Source organism: Streptomyces sp. NPDC048278 (assembly GCF_040652195.1).
GTDB lineage: Bacteria > Actinomycetota > Actinomycetes > Streptomycetales > Streptomycetaceae > Streptomyces.
This window is the reverse complement of sequence record NZ_JBEZLP010000009.1, coordinates 212,803-229,968: the sequence shown is the minus strand read 5'-3', so window position 1 is coordinate 229,968 and position 17,166 is coordinate 212,803. Positions and strand designations below refer to the sequence as shown.

The window sequence follows — 17,166 nt, the reverse complement described above, 5'->3', positions numbered from 1 at the left end:
ATCGGGGGCTACCTCAGAATCCGGTTTCGTTTACCGCGGTGGTGTGGAAGTTCTCGTTCGGAGTACCGGTCGGCTGGTCCACCACGTCGGTCGGGGCACCGGTGGACGTCGAACCGCCGCTCTTGCCCAGCGTTGTCCCGTGGTGGAAGTTCCAGAACATCGCCTTGACGGCGCCCTCGCCGCTGGCGTAGTTCTGCGCGGCCTTGGAGACGCCTGCGGTCAGGACGTTGAGGACGCCCTTGGAGGGATTCGCCTGCGTGCCGTAGAGCTGCTCCGTCACCGTCGTCCAGCGTGTGTTGAAGTCGTCGGCGACGTCGGCCGAGTCTCCGGTCCACGCAAGCCGCAGTTCGCTCAGGGAATTCATGATGTCGGCGAGCGCGTCGCTGATGTTCCGGCCGGCCGCGTTCAGTTGGTCGCACGCGGCGGTGAGACTGTTCGGATCCACCGAGAGCGTGACGGCGTTGTAGTCGTGGGGGATGTTCGGCATTGCTGACGCCTCCTCAGGAGCCCTGTGAATTCGCGATGTTGGCTGTCTCGGCGGAGATGTAGTTCTCCTTGCTGGTCATCATGCGCTCGATCATGTCGGTGAGGAGATCCTGGAGGTCCGTCATGACTTTGCTGAGCTGCGTGGAGATATCGGTGAACGAATTCCCGGCGGGGCCGTTCCAGGCGTCTTCGACGACGCGGTACTGGTCCTGGATGGCGTTGATGTTGTCCTCGATCACACCGGACCGGTTCCGGACCAGCGTGATGGACTCGCCCAGCTGACCGATGTCGACGGCCCAGGCCCCGGGGGTCATCACCGTCGAGCCGTCGGCGAGCACGTAGGAGCCGTCGCTCTGCAGGGTGGCGCTGTCGACTCCGTCGTCGGTGACGAGGAAGGTGGAGCCGTCGGACGCGGTGAAGATGCCGGTCTGGGTGTCGAGGCTGCCGGTGAGCACGGTGCCGTCCGCGAGGACGACGGTGGTCCCGTCGGAGGAGTAGAAGTCGCCGCCCGACATGTAGCCGTAGAGGACGGTGCCGTCGGGCAGGGTCTTGGTCACCCCGTCCTTCAGGAAGCTGCCGTCCGGGGTGCTGATGCCGTGCTCGACCTCGCCGTCCGCCGCTACGTAGACGGTGCCGTCCTGGGAGATCCAGCCGCCGTCCTGGGTGGCGGTACCCAGCAGCGTCTGCCCGTCGACGTCCCGCGAGACGAGGAACTGCCCGTCCGCCGTGGTCTGTCCGTTCAGGACGGTGCCGTCGGGCTGGATCTCGACGGTCCCGTCCTCCGACACCCAGGTGCCGTCGCTCAGGACGCTTCCGTACACCTGCTGCCCGTCGACGGTACGCGCCTCGCCGTTCGGCAGGAACGTACCGTCCGGCGAGGTCAGCCCGTTCTCCACCTCGCCCGTCGGAGAGACGTAGACGGTCCCGTCCTCCGAAATCCACCCGCCGTCCTGGGTGGCGGTCCCCAGCAACGTCTGTCCGCCGACGGTCCGCGCGGTCAGTCCCGACGAATCCGACCCCGACTCCTCGGACTCCTCGGAGGAGGTCCCGTCTGAGGAGTCCACCGCGTCCGACGTGCTCGTCCCGTCGCCTACGGTGCCGTCGTCCGAGACGGTGGTCGTACCGTCGTCCGGGACCGTGGTCGTGCCGTCATCCGGCACGGCCGTCGTGCCGTCGCCCGAGACCGTGGTCGTCGTGCCGTCGTCCGCCGAGGCTGTCGTCGTGCCGTCCCCGCCCGACGTGTCGCCGGCTGCCACGAACGATCCGTCGGACGAGGTCTGCCCGTACTCGACCTCTCCGTCCGCCGAGACATATACGGTCCCGTCCTCGGAAATCCACCCACCGTCCTGGGTGTCGGAGCCGAGCAACTCCTGGCCGTCAACAGTCCGCTCGGTCAGAAACTGCCCGTCGGACGAGACCTCCCCATGCTCCACCACACCATCGGCGGTGACCATCGTCGTCCCGTCCTCCGACAGAAACGACCCATCATCCAACCGCGTCCCATAAACAGTCTGACCATCAACCTGCTGCACCTCGCCATTCGCCAAGAACGAACCGTCCGGCGCCGTCAGACCACGCTCCACCGACCCATCACTCGACACATAAGCCGTGCCGTCCTGAGAAACCCACCCCCCGTCCTGCGTATCCGAACCCCACATCGCCTGACCGTCAACAGTCCGCTCCGTCAGAAACTGCCCGTCGGACGAAACCTCCCCATGCTCCACCACACCATCGGCGGTGACCATCGTCGTCCCGTCCTCCGACAAGAACGACCCATCGTCCAAACGACTTCCGTAAACCTCCGCACCGTCAATGGTGCGCACTTCACCATTCGCCAGGAACGAACCATCAGGCGCCGTCAGACCATGCTCCACCACACCATCAACCGAGACGTAAACCGTCCCGTCCTGCGAAACCCACCCGCCGTCCTGTGTATCCGAACCCCACAGATCCCGACCGTCAACAACCCGCTCCGTGACGAACTGCCCATCCGCAGTCGTCTGCCCATGCTCGACCACACCACCGGCAGTGACCATGGTGTTCCCGTCTTCGGACAGGAACGACCCGTCGTCCAAACGGGTTCCGTAGACCGAGTCACCGTCGATCTGCCGTACTTCACCGTTCGCAAGAAACGCGCCGTCCGGCGCCGTCAGCCCCTGCTCCACCGTGCCGTCGCCGGAGACGTGGACCGTGCCGTCCTGGGAGATCCAACCGCCGTCCTGGGTGGCGGATCCCAGCAGGTGCTGGCCGTCGACGGTTCGTTCGGTGAGGGCTTGGTCGGTCGATGTGGTCTGGCCGGGGTCCGAGTCGCCGGTGTCCGTGGGGGTGTTCGCCGCACGCGGTTCCTCCGTTTCCGATGATGTCGGCGCGGGGGTGGACGCGGAAGCGGAGGGCTGGGTCTCGGCGGCGCCCTCTCCGTGTGACGGTGACGGGGGCGCTTGGACGGTGAATTGTGTGTCGCCGGTGTCCGCGTGATCCGCCGGCATCTGGTCCGCACGGCCCGCATGGTCCTCGTGTCGTTCGGGGACTCCGTGGCCGTGGTGGGGCCTCGCGTGGGGCTCCCCCGTCGCCCGGCTGAAGAATTCCCTGTCCAGGTGGACCAGCGAACCGTCGTCGGGCGTCAGACCGGCCTCGCCGTGGGTGTCGACCGCCGGTTCCGCCGGAGTGGAGTTCTGGGCAACCGGTGCCGGGGCTGCGGCGTCCTGGTCCGTCGACGCCGTCGCGGGCTCGAACAGCCCCCGGTCCAACGGAATCAACGCCTCGCCGTCGGTGTGCGCGTTCGCCATCTCGCCCCGTCTCCTCTCCCCGCCCCGTCGGCGACTTCATATGTGTCCGCACGCTAAGAGTCGTGGGGCGGGAAGGGATTTCCCAGATCCTTGTTCCTGGCATCGGGGACGTCCTGGAAAAGGGACGTCGAGCGGCACTCGATATCCCGGCACCATGGATGGGTCGATCAGAAGGCCGATGACCGAAGAAAGCGGGGTATCTCATGGGCGACAGCGACAGCGACGACGTAAGCCCGCACGCATCGAAATACCAGAGCGACCCCTGGGTACCGAACGTAGACCCGGACGCGAGCGATCACGGCGACGAGGAAGACGCCGCCGAACAGTACGCCGAGATCTACGGGGTCACGGCGACGACCAACAAGACCGACGACTCGGACTCCGACGACCCGCCCGACCCGATGGTCACCATGCCGAAGCTGAGCATGGCCTACACCACGGCTCCCGACCTGGTGCCCACCGAGTCGAGCGGCGGATCGGACGGCCCGCCGCCCCTTCCGGACACCAACGCCTTCTCGATCGACCTGGGCGCGCTGCGGGCGGCGGAGGGGACCTTCCTCGATGCCGTCTCGAACGTGACGAGCGCGTACGAAGCGCTGCGGACCAAGGTGCAGGCCGCCATCCACGATGACACCCTGTTCGGCCAGGACAACGGTCACTCCGAGGCCAGTGGCCCGCACGGCGCCCTGCAATGGCACAAGGACGAACTCGCCGAAAGCGGAGCCCAGTTCGCCGAGGCGATCAATCCGCAGCTGACGAAGGTCATGCAGGACGGTGCCGGTGGCATCGAACTGATGGGTACCTTCACCGCGTTGCTGAACAACGCCGGCCAGACCTACGCGCAGACGGACGCGAAGTCGTCCATGGATCCGTCCGCCCAGTCGGCGGTGCAGGGGAGCGACGCGGACACGCCCTCGGCGGTCTGACACGCGCGCGGAGCACAGCGGCGCCCGGCCGGAGTTCCCGGTCGGGCGCCGTTCCGTGTGCTCTGGGGTGGTGCCGTCCTACCGGTGCCTCACTCCACGGCGACAGTCGGCAGGTCGTCCGGCAGCAGGGTCACCAGGTCCTCCGTGGTCGGCTCGACCAGTTCCACGACCCGTTGGGCGTGCCGTTCCGTCATGCGCTGGAAGATCTGGCGGGCGGTGCGGCCGTTGCCGAAGCGGTCGTCACGCACGAGCGCGCCGAAGTAGGCGAGCAGGGCCTCACGCGTGTCCGGCGGCAGCTCGTACTCGTGCTTGGCCGCGTGGAACTCGACGATGCGGCCCAGTTCCTCGCTGCCGTAGTCGTCGAACATCAGGGTGCGGGTGAAGCGGGAGGCCAGGCCGGGGTTGATGTCGACGAAGCGTTCCATCTCGTCGGGGTAACCGGCCACGATGACGACGATGTCGTCGCGGTGGTCCTCCATGAGTTTGACCAGGGTGGCGATGGCCTCGCGGCCGTAGTCGTTGCCCTGGCCCGCGGGGGTGAGGGCGTACGCCTCGTCGATGAACAGGACGCCGCCCAGGGCTCGTTTGAAGACGGCGGTGGTCTTGGGCGCGGTGTGGCCGACGTACTCGCCGACCAGGGACCCCCGGTCGGCCTCGATCAGGTGGCCGCGGGAGAGCAGGCCGAGGGCGGCGAGGACGCGGCTGTAGAGGCGGGCCACCGTCGTCTTGCCGGTGCCGGGGTTGCCGGCGAAGACCAGGTGGCGGCTGAGCGGCGGGGCGGCGAGGCCTGCCTCGGTGCGCCGGCGGACCAGCTGCATGACCTTGACCATGGTGCTGACGTCCTGTTTGACGCTCTCCAGGCCGATCAGGTCGTCGAGTTCGGCCAGGACCTCGGAGAGGCTCTCGGCCCGGGACTGCCGGGTGCCGGTGCCCGTCGCGGATGCCGCGGCGGGGCCGGTGGCCCGGCCGCCCGGTGCCACCGCCAACGCGCCGGTGCCGGCCGGTGCGGGCAGCGGGTCGTCGCCCAGTGCCTCCTCCGGCATCGTGCTGATCTTCACGTCGTCGACGCGGCAGCGCTCCATGGTGGGGTCGGCGCCGTCGGCGAGTTTGAGGTCCTCGTCGGTGTCGTGGATACGGCAGCCGCGCAGGAGGGGGGTCGCCTCCTTGCCGACGTAGACGGCGGGGAAGCCGGTGGCGCTGATGTCGCAGTCCTCGAAGCGTCCTGCGGCATGGTCGGCGATGTAGAGGCCGTTCTTCGCGGTGCCGGTGACGGTGGTGCCACGGACCCGGGGCCTGGCCTTCGCCTGGACCACGACACCGGTGCCCTTGGTGTCGGTGACGGAGCAGTCGGTGAGCCAGGCGGCGGCGCCCTCGCGGACGAAGACGCCGGCCGCGCCGGTGCCGGTGACACGGGTGTCGACGACGAGTGCGGCGGTGCCCGCGCCGATGTCGATGCCGACGCCGGAGCAGGAGCTGATCGAGCAGTCGTCGACGAGCGGGCGGTGTTCGGTGCGCAGGCCGATGCCGGTGGCGGCCTTGGTGATGCGGCAGCCGCGGGCGGAGAGGTCGCCGCCGTCCACCTCGATGCCGCACAGCTCGGTGTCGTCGATCTTCGTGTCGGTGAGGGTGAGCAGGGCCTGGTCCACGCTGCGCAGGCCGTGTTCCGGGGTGCCCTGGACCCGGCTGTCGTGGACCGTGACCCGGCTGCCGTCGCCGGCGTGCACCCCGGTGAAGGCGGAGACGGTGACGGCGCAGTCGGTGAGGGTGAGGCGGGCGGTGTCGGAGGCGTAGACGCCGTTGGCGCCGGAGCGGGTGAAGGCTCCGGCGCGTACCTCCACCTGTGCCTCGCCGCCCGCCGCCAGGCCGGAGCCCGCGGTGTCGGTGGTGGTGGTGCCGTGCAGCCGGAGCCGGGCGGCGCCGGTGGCGACGACGCCGGCCGCGCGGACGTCGCTGACCCGGCAGTCGACGAGGGAGGCGACGGCCCGGCCGGTGACGTGCACGCCGTCGCGTCCGGTGCGGGCGATCTCGCAGCCGCGCAGCGCGACCCCGAACTCGCCCCCGGCGGACGGCGCTTCACCGGCCTTGTCGTCGTCGGGGGCGGCGTCGGCCCCGGCGTCGCCGGTGATGACGACTCCCCCGGCCTCGCTGTCCCCGATCCGGCAGGTGCGCAGCACGGGCCGGGCCGTGTCGTCGACGGCGACGGCCGCGGCGCCGGTGTGGGTGACGGCGCACAGCTCCAGGGCGGCGCGGGCCGCGCCGGTGACGCGGATGCCGTGGCCGCCGGTGCGGGTCACCGACACCCGGGTGAGGGTGGGGGCCGCGCCGTGGTCGACGAGGATGCCGACGGCGTCCACGTCGCTGATGCCGGTGTTCTCCACCACGGCGCGGCTGTCACCGCCGAGGTGGAGCCCGATGTCCCCGGTGTGGTGGAGTTCGCAGTCCCGCAGGACGGGCTTGGCGGTGCCGGTGACCTGGATGCCGCCGCCGGTGATCTCGCAGCCGCTGATCTCGACCGCGCCCGAGGTGACCAGGACGGCCGGTTCCGTGCCGCGGCCTTCGAGGACCAGGCCCTGTATCCGGCCGCCGGGGCTCTGCACGGTGAGCGCGGGACCGTGGGCGCCGGCGACGAGCCGTACCGTGCCGCGGCCCTTCTCGGCGGCGAGGGTGATGTCCCGGTCCAGGACGACGCTCTCGGTGTAGGTGCCGGGCTGGACGGAGATCACCGCGCCCGCCGGTGCCTCGCGGACCGCGGCGACGATGGTCTTGAAGGTGCCCCAGCCGCGGGGCGCGACGCGGAGTCCGGCGCTCATGTCGAGGTGCAGGTCAGGCGCAGCTGCGCGGCGGCGACATGGACGCCGTCGGCCGCGTCGGCGCGCTCGGCACCGGCGTCCACGAGCTTGACGGTGACCCGGCCGGTCCGCACGGTGAACGCGGGCGAGGTGTACCAGCGACCCTGGTGGGCCTTGCCGACCTGGTCGACGAGGAAGCCGCCGAGCGGCTTGGGCTCGCTGTCGGCGCTGGTGGCGGGGGTGGCGCTGGTGGCGGGGGTGTAGTCGTCGTCGTAGTAGTAGAAGTAGGCGGGCGAGCCGCCGACCCGGGTGCGGGAGGAGTTGACGGGCACGTAGCTGGAGACCCGGCAGGAGGCGACCGTGAAGTGGGAGCTGAAGTCGTACTTCCACAGCGCGTAGCGGGTGGCGTCGTAGCCGTCGGCCTTGCCGGAGACCGGCATGGAGAGGTAGCCGCCGGTGCACGCCTCGCCGGTGTAGCCGCCGCTGTCCGACTGGGTCCAGGCCGCGGTGCCGTCGGCGTCGGTGCCGGTGGCGTAGCCGTAGGCGGCGAAGCTGGTCGAACCGTCGCTGCTGGCCGCGCAGTCGGGGCCGGCGATGGCCTTCCAGGTCTGTCCGGCGCTCTGGCCGCCGGCCTGGTAGGGGGTGGCGTCCGGGCTGGGGGCGATCGGCTTGACCTCGTCGGGCAGTGCGAACGCCGGGCCGCCGAGCGCGCCGTAGACCAGCGCGCCGAGGGCGACGGCCAGGAGCGTGGAGACGCTCACCACGAGCATGCGCTTGCCGGTCCGGCCGCGCGGGTCCTCGGGCCTCACGGATTCGGCGAACGCGGAGGAGAACTCACGCCAGTCCTCTTCAATCATGCGGGAAAGCACCCCTCATTGTTGAGTTTCTGAATAATCCTGGGAAAGGGATGGCGGAACGAATAGCCGCGGCGCGGGCGCACGAGTGGGCTACTCGGCCGCAGGGCACCCGACTTGAGTTACGTACGAGGTCATGGGCAGGTTCACGTGTTTTCTCTCACGAGTCCCGGAGCGGGGTCGGGGGCTGACGCGGAGGCTACGTTCGTACTCAGGAACTCCCCGAAACCGAGAATTGGCAGGAGCCCGATGTCCCCCCAGATTGCTCAGATCGCCGTTGTCGAGCAGCACAGTCTGGTGCGCCTGGGTCTGGAGACCCTGCTCTCCGGCAGCGCGTTGCTGCGGGTGGTCGCGCTGGCCGCGGATCCGGCGGAGCTGCCGGAGCCCGCCGCGCAGCGCCTGGACGTCATCGTCTACGGGGCGCCGCAGCAGCCGGGGCCGTCGCTCGCCAGGACCGTGGCCGCGCTCACGGAGTGCGCTCGGGTGCTGGTGGTCGCCGACCTCGCGGGCTGGCAGCCGGTGACCGACGCGCTGCGCGCCGGGGCCTACGGCTGTGTCGGCAAGCAGGCGGGCGAGCAGGAGTTGCTGCGTGCGGTCGAGACGGTGGCGCTGGGCGGTCTGCATGTGGCGCCCGGCCTCGCGGGCCGGCTCCACCACGAGCTGCGGCAGCCCGTCGGCACCCCCGCCCCGGCGCTCGCGCACCGGGAGCGGGAGGCACTGAGGCTCCTGGCCACGGGACTGACGCACGGTCAGATCGCCCGCCGGATGGGGCTGACGGAGGCTACGGTCAGCACCTATGTGAAGCGGATCCGGAACAAGCTGAACGTCCGCAACAAGGCGGATCTCACCCGCAAGGCGATCGAGCTCGGGCTGCTCCAGGACGACGAGTTCCGCAGCCCCGTTCTCGCGGCCGGCTACTCCTCCGCCGCCTGACATCGCGCGCACCCTTCCTGTCGTGACCGCCGGCCCGCACAGCACCTGTGCGGGCCGGCGGTCACGCCTGTTGTCGACGTCGGTGACGTCTCGTCAGATGTGGTGTCCCAGACCGACGATCGAGCCGAACGCGCCGAACGTCGCCACCGCGAGGGCGACGCTGCCTCCGGCCAGTACCGAGCCGAATCCGGTCAGCCAGCGGGGCCGGGCCATCGCCGGCAGGTCCGGACGGCGCATCATGCGCCGGAATCCGTAGACCAGGAGTACGGCCGCGCCCAGGGCGCTGCAGACGGGCCCGACCCAGCTCGCCGAGCCGAACCGCTCGGGGCCGGTGACGAGCAGCGTGAAGAGTCCGGCCGTACCGGCCAGCAGCAGCGGCACCACCTCGGCGACCAGCCGGGCCGATCCGGCGCGCAGCAGGACCGCGAGCCCCAGCAGTCCGGCCGCGAGGTCGGCGTACGGGGAGGCGGAGGCGGCCATGACCACCAGCGCGCCGCCGAGGATCACGCTCAGGGCGGCGCTCCAGGTCACCAGCAGGACGGTCGCGGCGCGTACGGCGTCGGCGACCTCGTCGTCGCGCGGCTCCTCCTGCACCCTCATCCGCACCCGCCGCCAGGTGAAGGCCACCGTGCCGCTGACGGCCGACGGCACGACGGTGAGCAGGGCGAAGGCGACGACGGCCACGACGGAGGCCGCCTGGACGCCGCCGGCCCGCAGTGCGGCGAGGCCGATGCCGAGCACGGCCGCGACGACGGCCGTGAAGAGGGTGGCGGAGGTGGTGACCGCGGGCGCCGCCAGGGCGGCGAGGAAGGCGCCGAGCAGCGCGCCCACGGCGAGGGCCGCCACGGCCGGCCCGGTCCCGGTCGTGATCCCCGTGAGGCCCAGCCGTTCGGTGCCCTGGCCCAGGGCCGCGGACCACGCGCAGAGGGCCAGGGCGGGCACCGCGCACAGGCCCATCGTCATCCGAAGGGCGGCCGGGACGGGCCAGGTGCGCTCCGTCGCGACCCAGGCCAGGACGGGCAGGGCGAGCCCGGCGGCGAGCGCGAGATCGAGGAGGACGCCCGTGCCGGGCCGGTGCCGGACGGCGAGCACGGCCAGCGTGGCGACGAGCCAGGCCAGGGCGAGCGCGGTCAGGGCGTAGGTACGGGAGCGGGCCTCCCACCGGCGGTCCAGGACGCCCCCGGAGACGTCGGCGACCCGTTCGGCGACGTCGTGCACGACCGGGTCGTCGAGTTCGTCGGCGGTGGCGTCGCGCAGGTAGAGGACCTGCCCGTCGGTGACGCCCAGTTCGGCGAGCGACCACTCGGGGGCGAAGGCACTCCCGGTCGCCGCGCCCAGGGTCCAGGCCGCCGGCATGATGTCGGACTCCCGCTGGTCGCACAGGCGGGCCAGGGTGTCGGCATAGCTCACGATCGGGGCGCCGGCGGGGACCGCGAGGTCCACCTTCCGGCGCTCGCCGACGACGGTGATACGGCAGTGCTCATCCACGATGACGATTCCTCAGGGGATGCGGGGGCGTTCCGCCACGGGGACGGCGGGTCAGCGGTGCTGCCAGGTGCGGCCGTTGGCCCACTCGGCCTCGGAGTAGTTGTTCCAGTTGACGTGCATCGCGTTGGCGACCTCGCCGAGCACACCGTCCGGACCGAAGAGCCCGTTCGCGGCGTAGTTCCACTCCGCTTCCAGACCCTCGAAGTACCGCTGTGCGTCACCGGTCCAGTCGCCGCCGGCGAGGACCGGCTGGAGCTGGTTCTTGAGGTCCCTCAGTTCGTCCGCGATGGTCTGGGCCATGCCGTTGATGTCCTTGCCCGCCTGGGCGAGTTCCGGCCTGACCACGAGGTTCGCGCCGTCGATGTTTCCTGCCATGATCACTCCCTGGTGTGCTGGGTGCTGTGCCGGGTCGGCGGTGGTGACGGGACGTCAGCCGAGGTTGGCGTTGGAGAGGCCGGCCTCGATGGTGTTGATCGAGTTGATGTTCTGCTGCTCGGCGTCGCCGTAGTTGACGTAGTTTCCGCGCAGGCCGCCGGCGATGTCGGTGAGCGCGTCGTGGAGCATGCGGGAGTAGATGTCGTACTCCTGCATCAGGGCCTGGAAGGTGTCCTGGGCGATGCCCTGCCACGAGGCCTCCATGTTGGCCACGTAGTTCTTGAGGTTCGCCAACTGGCCGTCGATCTCGCCCGCCTTGGTGTCACAGGCCGCTGCGGCCATCGAGATCTGCTCCGGTGTCACCTTGAAATCGGTCACCGTACTGCTCCTCTCCGGGTGGCGTCATACCGGCCCAGTAAGCGTCGCAGCGGTGGACGGAAGGCGGACAGATCCCCTTTCCGGTGTCCCCCTGGAACGGCGAACGGTGTCCCCGCGCCCACGCATGCCGAAAGTCCCCCGCGCGCAGGGGATTTGACGGCTCATCAGCGAAGAAGGCAAGGAGCGGGCCGCCCTCGGGGCAGGTCTAGGGGCCCTCGCCCACCGGGCCCGCGCACCGCTCCGGCCAGCCTCCGCCGCCGTGGCTCTGGGCGCCCCGGCCGCGGAGCACTTCGTCCAGGCCGGCGAGCGCGGCGCGGTCGGCCCCGCCGAGTTCGGCGTCCGGTCCCTGGCCCGGTGCGGACGCCGGGGCCCCGCCCGAGGCGGGCAGTTCGCGCAGCAGGACCACCGGGGACGGACCGCCGCGCCGTACGTCGAGAACCATGAAGGGCGTGCCGGGGGCGAACACCACTTCAGGGACCGCCACTTCAGGAACCACCACTTCAGGAACCGCTGCTTCAGGGGCCACCGCCTCCGCGGCCGCCGCCTCCGGGACCGCCTCCGGCCCGTCGAGGGCGGCGAACAGCGGCCTGGCGAGTCGGCCGGTGACCGACCAGACGGCATAGCGCGGGCCGCGCGGCCAGGCCGCTCCCCCGGCCGCGCGCACACCGCTGAGCGGGGCGCGGTCCCGGAGCACGGTGCCGGGGCGGAGCGGATCGGTCTCCGGGTCCTCCGCCTGCGGCAGCGCGAAACCCGCGCCGCGCAGGACCGCGCCGCGGTGCGTCGGCAGCCGGCGCAGCCCGGACACCAGGCAGGAGGCGAACGGCAGCAGCCTGTCGTCACGCCCCTGGCAGGCCGCGGCGACCGCGTGGTGGTCGAGCAGCCCGCCCGCGTCGTCGAGATGGAGGAGAACCGCCGTCAGGTCCGCCTCGGCGGCTGCCCGTTCCCCGTCGGACATGGCCGGCAGCCGGGTGAGCGCGCGGGCGACGGCGGGCGCGTGCCGCTCCCACGCCGGTCCCGCGAGCAACCGCAGCGCCGTGTGCTCCGCGGGACCGCTGCGGTGACCGGCCCGGAAGGGGGACCGGGCGGGCCCCGTCCCCGCCGGCCGCGTGGCGTCCGGGCGGGACGGTCGCGGCCGGGGCGTCAGCCGGTCCGAGGCGTCCGGGGCTCCCGGCGTCTGCAGGGCTCTTGGCGTCTCCGGCGCGCCCGGCGTCCCCGGAGCCTCCGGAGCCTCCGACGACGAGGTGGTGATCGGCGCGGGGCGCCGGCTCAGGTGCTCCCATGCCTCGTCGAGGTCGGGACCCGCGGGCGGGTCCTGGGTCAGCGGTTCCCGGGGGGCGGCGGTCTCCGCCCGCCCCCCGATGAGGTGCTCCCAGGCGTCGGCGAGATCGGGTACGGCCAGTGGATCCGCCGCGGTACGGGGCACGGCCGGCGCGGGTGCGGCGGCCGGGACCCGCGGGTACGGGACGAGCTGGGACCCTCCGGTCGGGGCCGGGGGGCGCAGGCCGTGGCGGGACGTCAGCTCGCGCAGGGCGTCGGCGTCGTCCGGTGCGGAACCGTGCACCTGGAGCGTGGCGTCGGCACGCGTCCGCGGCGGCAGCGAACCGAGCAGGCGGTCCAGTGCCGGCCACAGCGAGGGGTCCGGCCGCTCCCCCGGGACCCCGGCCTCCACGACCGGTCCCGTCGGGTCGACCGCGAGCCCCGCACCCGGGCGGGCGGTGCCGTGCTCGCCGACCCACAGCCCGGCCCGGGTCACCGTGACCTGCCAGCGGTCGGTGAGCCGGACCGCTCCGTCGGGCGGGTCGTCCGGGCCGTGCAGCGGTGCCGCACAGCCCAGCAGCCGGGGCTGCTGTCCTGGCCGGCACTCGGCGGCGTTGACGAACGGCACCCAGCCGGGCGCGCCGTCCGTCCCGATCACGACGGAACGGACCGCGCGGGCGCCACCGGACGGGCCCTCGGTCAGCAGCGGCAGCCCGGTCGCCGCCATCACGGGGATGCCGAACCGGTCGGCCAGTCGCTGGGCCAGCGGCAGCAGATCCAGGGGACCGCCGGGTGCCAGCCGCACGGCGTCACGCACCGGACCCGGCAGCGCGGACAGCACGGCGGCGACGTCGTCGGCCGACGCCTCCTCCCCCGGCGGCCCGCCCACGACCACGGTGAGCCGTCGGGGGTCGAGCGGAACGGTGTGGAGGAGATCGCCCGGTACGGTGGCGGGCGCCTGGGCGGGCCGCAGCAGCAGTCCTGCGGGGATCCGCTCGATCACCTGTCCGCCGGCCGTGTACCCGGGAACGACGTCGAGCGCGGCCTCCCACGCGGGCCTCGGACACCGCGCGCCGAGCAGCACCGGGGCGAGGCCGGGGGCGAACCCCAGCCATCCGCCGGGTGCGTACAGCGAGGCACCCGGCACCAGATGCACACCGGCGGTGGGGGCCTCCACGCTGACGGCCCAGCTGTCGGCGACCCGCCGGGCCAACGCCGGACGGCCCGGCCGCTCCTCGCCCGCACCCGCCATCGCCAGCCGTACGGCGGTATGGCCGGCCCCGCGAAGCGCGTCGAGCACTCCGCCCAGCCGGGGCCAGAAATCCGCCCGGGCCATGGTCTGCGGATCGGAGACCAGCGTGACCGTCCGGTCGCCCGCCCAGCGCAGCACACGGGCGAGGTCGTCGACGTCGTCCACGGGCCCTGACGTGCCGGAACGGAGCACCAGCAGGCCGCCGTGCTCCTCGACGCGTACCGCCCCGTCGTCCACGCCGGTCCCCCTGGGGGTTGCCTGTGCCATCCCCGCTCACTTTCGGGTCGATGGGAGGGTGCGGCGGACGTGAGGGGGACGCCGCCGGTGCGGGCGTCCGCCCCGGCATCGCCCTTCCGTCCCGTGTCCGTACCGCATCAGGAGCGCCCCGCCACGGCCGAGCACGAGGTGGCGGCCACGGGTTCGTCGGCGTTCCCGAAGGCGGACGGCTGCGGCGGGAGAACACCGGTGGTCCTCGCCTGCCCGGACGGCACCACCGGCACCAGCTCCCGCTGCGCGGGCGACCGCCGCACGCGCGCCGCGACGGGGGCGACGGAGGCGGGGACGACGGCAGGGACGGGGGCGACGGCGGCGACGGAGGCGGGGACGACGGCAGGGACGGGGGCGACGGCGGGGCCGACAACCGAGGGCGTGCGCGACTCGGCGCCGGCCCGGGAGGTCCGCGCCCCGCCTGCCGCCGGAGCCGTCCGGGGCTCGGCGGCAGCCGCGGGCGACCGATACTCGTCGGCGGGCGGTAGCGGCCGGGGCTCGCCGGAGGCTGCAAGCGGCCGATTCCCGTCGGAGGCCGGCGCCGTCCGGGGCCCTGCGGCAGCCGCGGGAGTTCGGGGCTCGGTCGCAGTCCGGGGCGGCCGTGGGCCGGTGAGGACCGGTGGTGTCCGGTGCCGGTCGGCCGGCGGCGGGGGTGTCATCGGGACCGGTACGGCCGACGGCAGGTGCGGCGTGGGCGGGGTGGCGTGGGCCGACTCCAGCTGGTCGCGGTAGCGTTCCGCGGCCCGCAGCAGGCGGCCGTTCGGGCCCGGCACCTTCTCGCGCAGGGAGATGATCGACGGCGCGATGCGCAGGGCCAGTGCGATGTCGGCGGTGTCCCGCCAGCAGGCGTCCGCGTTGGCGGCGGCCTGCTCGGCGTCCACACTGTCCAGGCCGGCGGTGACCAGCAGGCTGAACGCGACGCGCCGGTAGAGGTCGGCCGCGAGGGCGTTGTGTCCGGCCAGCCGCATCACGTGGGCCCTGATCTGGCGGATCTGCAGGGACGTCGGGTGCTCCGAGCCGTGGGCGGTGAACGCCTCGCGTTCGAGTGCCGTGGCGAGGGTCGTGGCGTCGTCGTACCGTCCGCCGTTCGCCGCCTGCACGATGCCGCCGATCCGTTCGCGGTAGACGGAGAACCCGTCCGGGGCCGGTGCCTCCCCGGCGCTGGCCGGGGGCTGTGCGGCGGCGGCCGGTTCGGGCAGGGCCTCCGGGTCGGCGCCGGCGGTCGGCGGCCACAGCATCCGGACTCCGTGCTGCACGGCGAGCCGGCGCAGCATGCGGCTCTCCTCGGCCGTGCGGCCGGGCGCGTGCAGGACGGCGAACTCGCGTGCCTCGGGGTCGAGGTAGTCGAGCACGTGCGAGAGGGCGGCCCAGCAGGTCTCGTCGAGCGGCTGCTCCGACGGGGCGATCTCGACGGCGAGTTGGTCCGCGAGCACGGGGCGGTCCGCGATCGGCAAGGACTGGTCGACGGGTCCGAGGGCGAGCCCCGACCGGGTCATGGTGAGCTGCCAACGCTCCGACAGCCGGACCACACCCGCGTCCTGGAGCTGGGCGTCGGGCACCGGGGAACGCCAGCGCAGCAGCCGGGGGTCGGTGACCTCCGCGTCGGCGCCGGAGTCGCCGGAGCGGTCGGAGCCGCCGGAGTCGCCGGAGCGGTCGGAGCCGCCGGAGTCGCCGGAGCGGTCAGGACGGCCGGGGCGACCGGGGCGGCACTTCACGGCTTCGACATAGGGCCGCCAGGTCGGCCGGCCGGTGCCGTCGACGAGGACGGGCCCGGCGGCGAGTTCCGCGTCGTCCAGTGTCTCCGCGCGGACCGCGAGCGGCGGCCCGGTGAGCACCTCGACCCCGATGTCCAGCGCGCCGGTGACCTCCTGGACGACGGGGAGCAGGTCGCCCTCGGCGCCGGGCGCCACCCGGATGTCGTCGCGCACCGTCGGCGGCAGCGCGGTGAGCAGTGCGGCCAGGTCGTCGGCCGGGATCCGGGCACCGCCGCCGGGGCCGGGCACGCCGACCAGCACGGTGGGGTGGGCGGGGTCGACGGGCACCGCGTAGCACAGGTCGCCGGGGACGGGCGGTGGCGTGCCCGGGGGCTGGAGCAGTACGCCGGCCGGGACGGGGCGAACGGCGTACCCTGCGGCGGTGTGTTCGGGGAGCGCCGCGAAGGCGGTCTGCCAACCCGGGGCGGGATGGCGCGCCCCCAGCGGCGTCGGCTCCGTGCCGGGCTGGAAGAGCTGCCAGCCGCCGGACGGCTCCGGTGCGTCGGGGACGAAGAGGGTCCCGCCGGGGACGAGCAGAGCGCTGCCCGCGGGCGCGATCACGCCCAACCCCCAGGCGTCGGCGATCCGTTGGGCCAGGGCGGGCCGGTCCGCGGTGCCGCGCCCCGCGCCGGAGACCACCAGGCGGACGGTCGTCGCGCCGTCGTCCCGGAGCGCGTCGAGGATGTCGCCGAGCCGGGTCCACAGCACGGGCGGCACCGGGCCGTCGACTCCGACGACGACCGTGGCGACGGTCTGCCCCGCTGCGGCGCCCAGGGACCGGGCGAGTTCCGCCGCCTCCTCCGTTCCGGGGACGGCCTGTTCGGTGGCGCGCAGCAGGGTCAGCCCGTCGTACTCGTCGACGAGGACAAGCGTGTCGGGCTCACCCGGCGTGCTGCCGGGCTGCTCGCCCCGGCCTGGTGCCAGGCGCGTGAAGAGGGTCCCCCAGCGGGACATGAACTGCTCCTTCCGTGACGGCATGCCCTTCCCGGACGTACCGGACGTACGTCGGCGGACGGCTTCCGTCCCTCGGTTCACCGGCTCCGGCCTCACCTACAGCTACGGACGGCCGCCAAGATCGGTTCGCCGCGGGTGCCGGAGTCCGCGCTCACCCGAGCGGACGGGGCTGCCCGGCCGGATCGGGCGGGAAGGGGACGGCCGGTGACAGGTGTTCGTGCACGGCGAGCCAAAGGGCGTCTGCCCCACGGCGGAAGACGATCGTCTCCCTCTCGTGCAGGGTGCCGGTGCCGGTGCGCGTCGAGACGTCCGTCTCCACGGTGTGGGTGAACACCGCGGTGTCGTCCCAGAGTTGGATCCGGCGGTCGGAGGAGCGGCACTTCAGCACGTGGAAGTCGTCGTCGGCCGCCCAACGGGCCCAGACCCGACGGTACTCGGCGACGGACTCGATGCGCCGGTCGGTGGTGTGGAACACGAAGGTCGCGTCGGGGGCGAAGGCGGAGAAGTAGTCGTCCAGGCGCTCCTCGGCGAAGGCGGCCACGAGACCGTCGGCGGCCCGCAGCACCTGCTGTTCCTGTCGTTCCTGCTCGTTGCTCATGCGGGTTGCTCTTCTTCCGGCGTTGAAGTGGTGGTGTCCCGGCAATCGGCGCGGGGGCGCGAGGCCGCG

12 protein-coding genes are annotated in these 17,166 nt (G+C 72.8%); 2 read left to right on the top strand and 10 right to left on the bottom strand.

What is annotated here, in order from left to right; genetic code table 11:
- Nucleotides 1–13: 13 nt before the first annotated feature.
- Nucleotides 14–487, bottom strand: a complete 474-nt coding sequence (locus tag AB0D74_RS18715; RefSeq protein ID WP_362587423.1) for a hypothetical protein — start codon at nt 485–487, stop codon at nt 14–16.
- A 13-nt stretch (nt 488–500) separates the two neighbouring features.
- Entirely contained in the window at nt 501–3,272 is a 2,772-nt protein-coding gene (locus AB0D74_RS18710; protein ID WP_362587420.1) for a WXG100 family type VII secretion target, read from the bottom strand.
- A 203-nt stretch (nt 3,273–3,475) separates the two neighbouring features.
- Here AB0D74_RS18710 and AB0D74_RS18705 point away from each other — a divergent pair, with 203 nt between their 5' ends.
- On the top strand, nt 3,476–4,198 hold the full coding sequence (locus AB0D74_RS18705; protein ID WP_362587417.1) for a hypothetical protein: 723 nt from the start codon (nt 3,476–3,478) through the stop codon (nt 4,196–4,198).
- Between the two features lie 89 nt (nt 4,199–4,287).
- On the opposite strand, the gene AB0D74_RS18700 is transcribed toward AB0D74_RS18705, so the two are convergent.
- Nucleotides 4,288–7,008, bottom strand: a complete 2,721-nt coding sequence (locus tag AB0D74_RS18700; protein ID WP_362587414.1) for a right-handed parallel beta-helix repeat-containing protein — start codon at nt 7,006–7,008, stop codon at nt 4,288–4,290.
- Complete coding sequence (locus tag AB0D74_RS18695) at nt 7,005–7,844, bottom strand: hypothetical protein (protein ID WP_362587411.1); 840 nt, start codon at nt 7,842–7,844, stop codon at nt 7,005–7,007. The genes AB0D74_RS18700 and AB0D74_RS18695 overlap by 4 nt, the downstream gene beginning before the upstream one ends.
- Nucleotides 7,845–8,090: 246 nt before the next feature.
- Here AB0D74_RS18695 and AB0D74_RS18690 point away from each other — a divergent pair, with 246 nt between their 5' ends.
- A complete protein-coding gene (locus tag AB0D74_RS18690; RefSeq protein ID WP_362587408.1) occupies nt 8,091–8,774 on the top strand; it encodes a response regulator transcription factor in 684 nt (227 codons plus the stop codon).
- A 93-nt stretch (nt 8,775–8,867) separates the two neighbouring features.
- Here the strand turns inward: AB0D74_RS18690 and AB0D74_RS18685 are convergent, their stop codons facing one another.
- The 6 genes from AB0D74_RS18685 to AB0D74_RS18660 all read right to left on the bottom strand — a co-directional run bounded on the left by AB0D74_RS18685 (nt 8,868) and on the right by AB0D74_RS18660 (nt 17,097).
- Complete coding sequence (locus tag AB0D74_RS18685) at nt 8,868–10,262, bottom strand: EsaB/YukD family protein (protein ID WP_362587405.1); 1,395 nt, start codon at nt 10,260–10,262, stop codon at nt 8,868–8,870.
- Nucleotides 10,263–10,313: 51 nt separating this feature from the next.
- Nucleotides 10,314–10,637 (bottom strand): WXG100 family type VII secretion target, encoded by a 324-nt coding sequence (locus tag AB0D74_RS18680; protein WP_362587402.1) that lies wholly within the window; start codon nt 10,635–10,637, stop codon nt 10,314–10,316.
- A gap of 54 nt (nt 10,638–10,691) precedes the next feature.
- Nucleotides 10,692–11,015, bottom strand: coding sequence for a WXG100 family type VII secretion target (locus tag AB0D74_RS18675; RefSeq protein ID WP_362587399.1), 324 nt, complete (start codon nt 11,013–11,015; stop codon nt 10,692–10,694).
- A 205-nt stretch (nt 11,016–11,220) separates the two neighbouring features.
- Nucleotides 11,221–13,791, bottom strand: a complete 2,571-nt coding sequence (locus tag AB0D74_RS18670) for a hypothetical protein (protein ID WP_362587396.1) — start codon at nt 13,789–13,791, stop codon at nt 11,221–11,223.
- A gap of 107 nt (nt 13,792–13,898) precedes the next feature.
- Nucleotides 13,899–16,499 (bottom strand): hypothetical protein, encoded by a 2,601-nt coding sequence (locus AB0D74_RS18665; RefSeq protein WP_362587394.1) that lies wholly within the window; start codon nt 16,497–16,499, stop codon nt 13,899–13,901.
- 151 nt (nt 16,500–16,650) lie between these two features.
- Nucleotides 16,651–17,097 (bottom strand): nuclear transport factor 2 family protein, encoded by a 447-nt coding sequence (locus AB0D74_RS18660; RefSeq protein ID WP_362587391.1) that lies wholly within the window; start codon nt 17,095–17,097, stop codon nt 16,651–16,653.
- Nucleotides 17,098–17,166: the final 69 nt, after the last annotated feature.

Excerpts from the sequence above, each read along its gene's own strand:
- AB0D74_RS18660 (WP_362587391.1), bottom strand. The coding sequence starts at position 17,097 with ATGAGCAACGAGCAGGAACGACAGGAACAGCAGGTGCTGCGGGCCGCC.
- AB0D74_RS18690 (WP_362587408.1), top strand. The coding sequence starts at position 8,091 with ATGTCCCCCCAGATTGCTCAGATCGCCGTTGTCGAGCAGCACAGTCTG.
- AB0D74_RS18710 (WP_362587420.1), bottom strand. The coding sequence starts at position 3,272 with ATGGCGAACGCGCACACCGACGGCGAGGCGTTGATTCCGTTGGACCGG.
- AB0D74_RS18705 (WP_362587417.1), top strand. The coding sequence starts at position 3,476 with ATGGGCGACAGCGACAGCGACGACGTAAGCCCGCACGCATCGAAATAC.
- AB0D74_RS18700 (WP_362587414.1), bottom strand. The coding sequence starts at position 7,008 with ATGAGCGCCGGACTCCGCGTCGCGCCCCGCGGCTGGGGCACCTTCAAG.
- AB0D74_RS18665 (WP_362587394.1), bottom strand. The coding sequence starts at position 16,499 with ATGTCCCGCTGGGGGACCCTCTTCACGCGCCTGGCACCAGGCCGGGGC.
- AB0D74_RS18715 (WP_362587423.1), bottom strand. The coding sequence starts at position 487 with ATGCCGAACATCCCCCACGACTACAACGCCGTCACGCTCTCGGTGGAT.
- AB0D74_RS18695 (WP_362587411.1), bottom strand. The coding sequence starts at position 7,844 with ATGATTGAAGAGGACTGGCGTGAGTTCTCCTCCGCGTTCGCCGAATCC.
- AB0D74_RS18670 (WP_362587396.1), bottom strand. The coding sequence starts at position 13,791 with ATGGCACAGGCAACCCCCAGGGGGACCGGCGTGGACGACGGGGCGGTA.
- AB0D74_RS18680 (WP_362587402.1), bottom strand. The coding sequence starts at position 10,637 with ATGGCAGGAAACATCGACGGCGCGAACCTCGTGGTCAGGCCGGAACTC.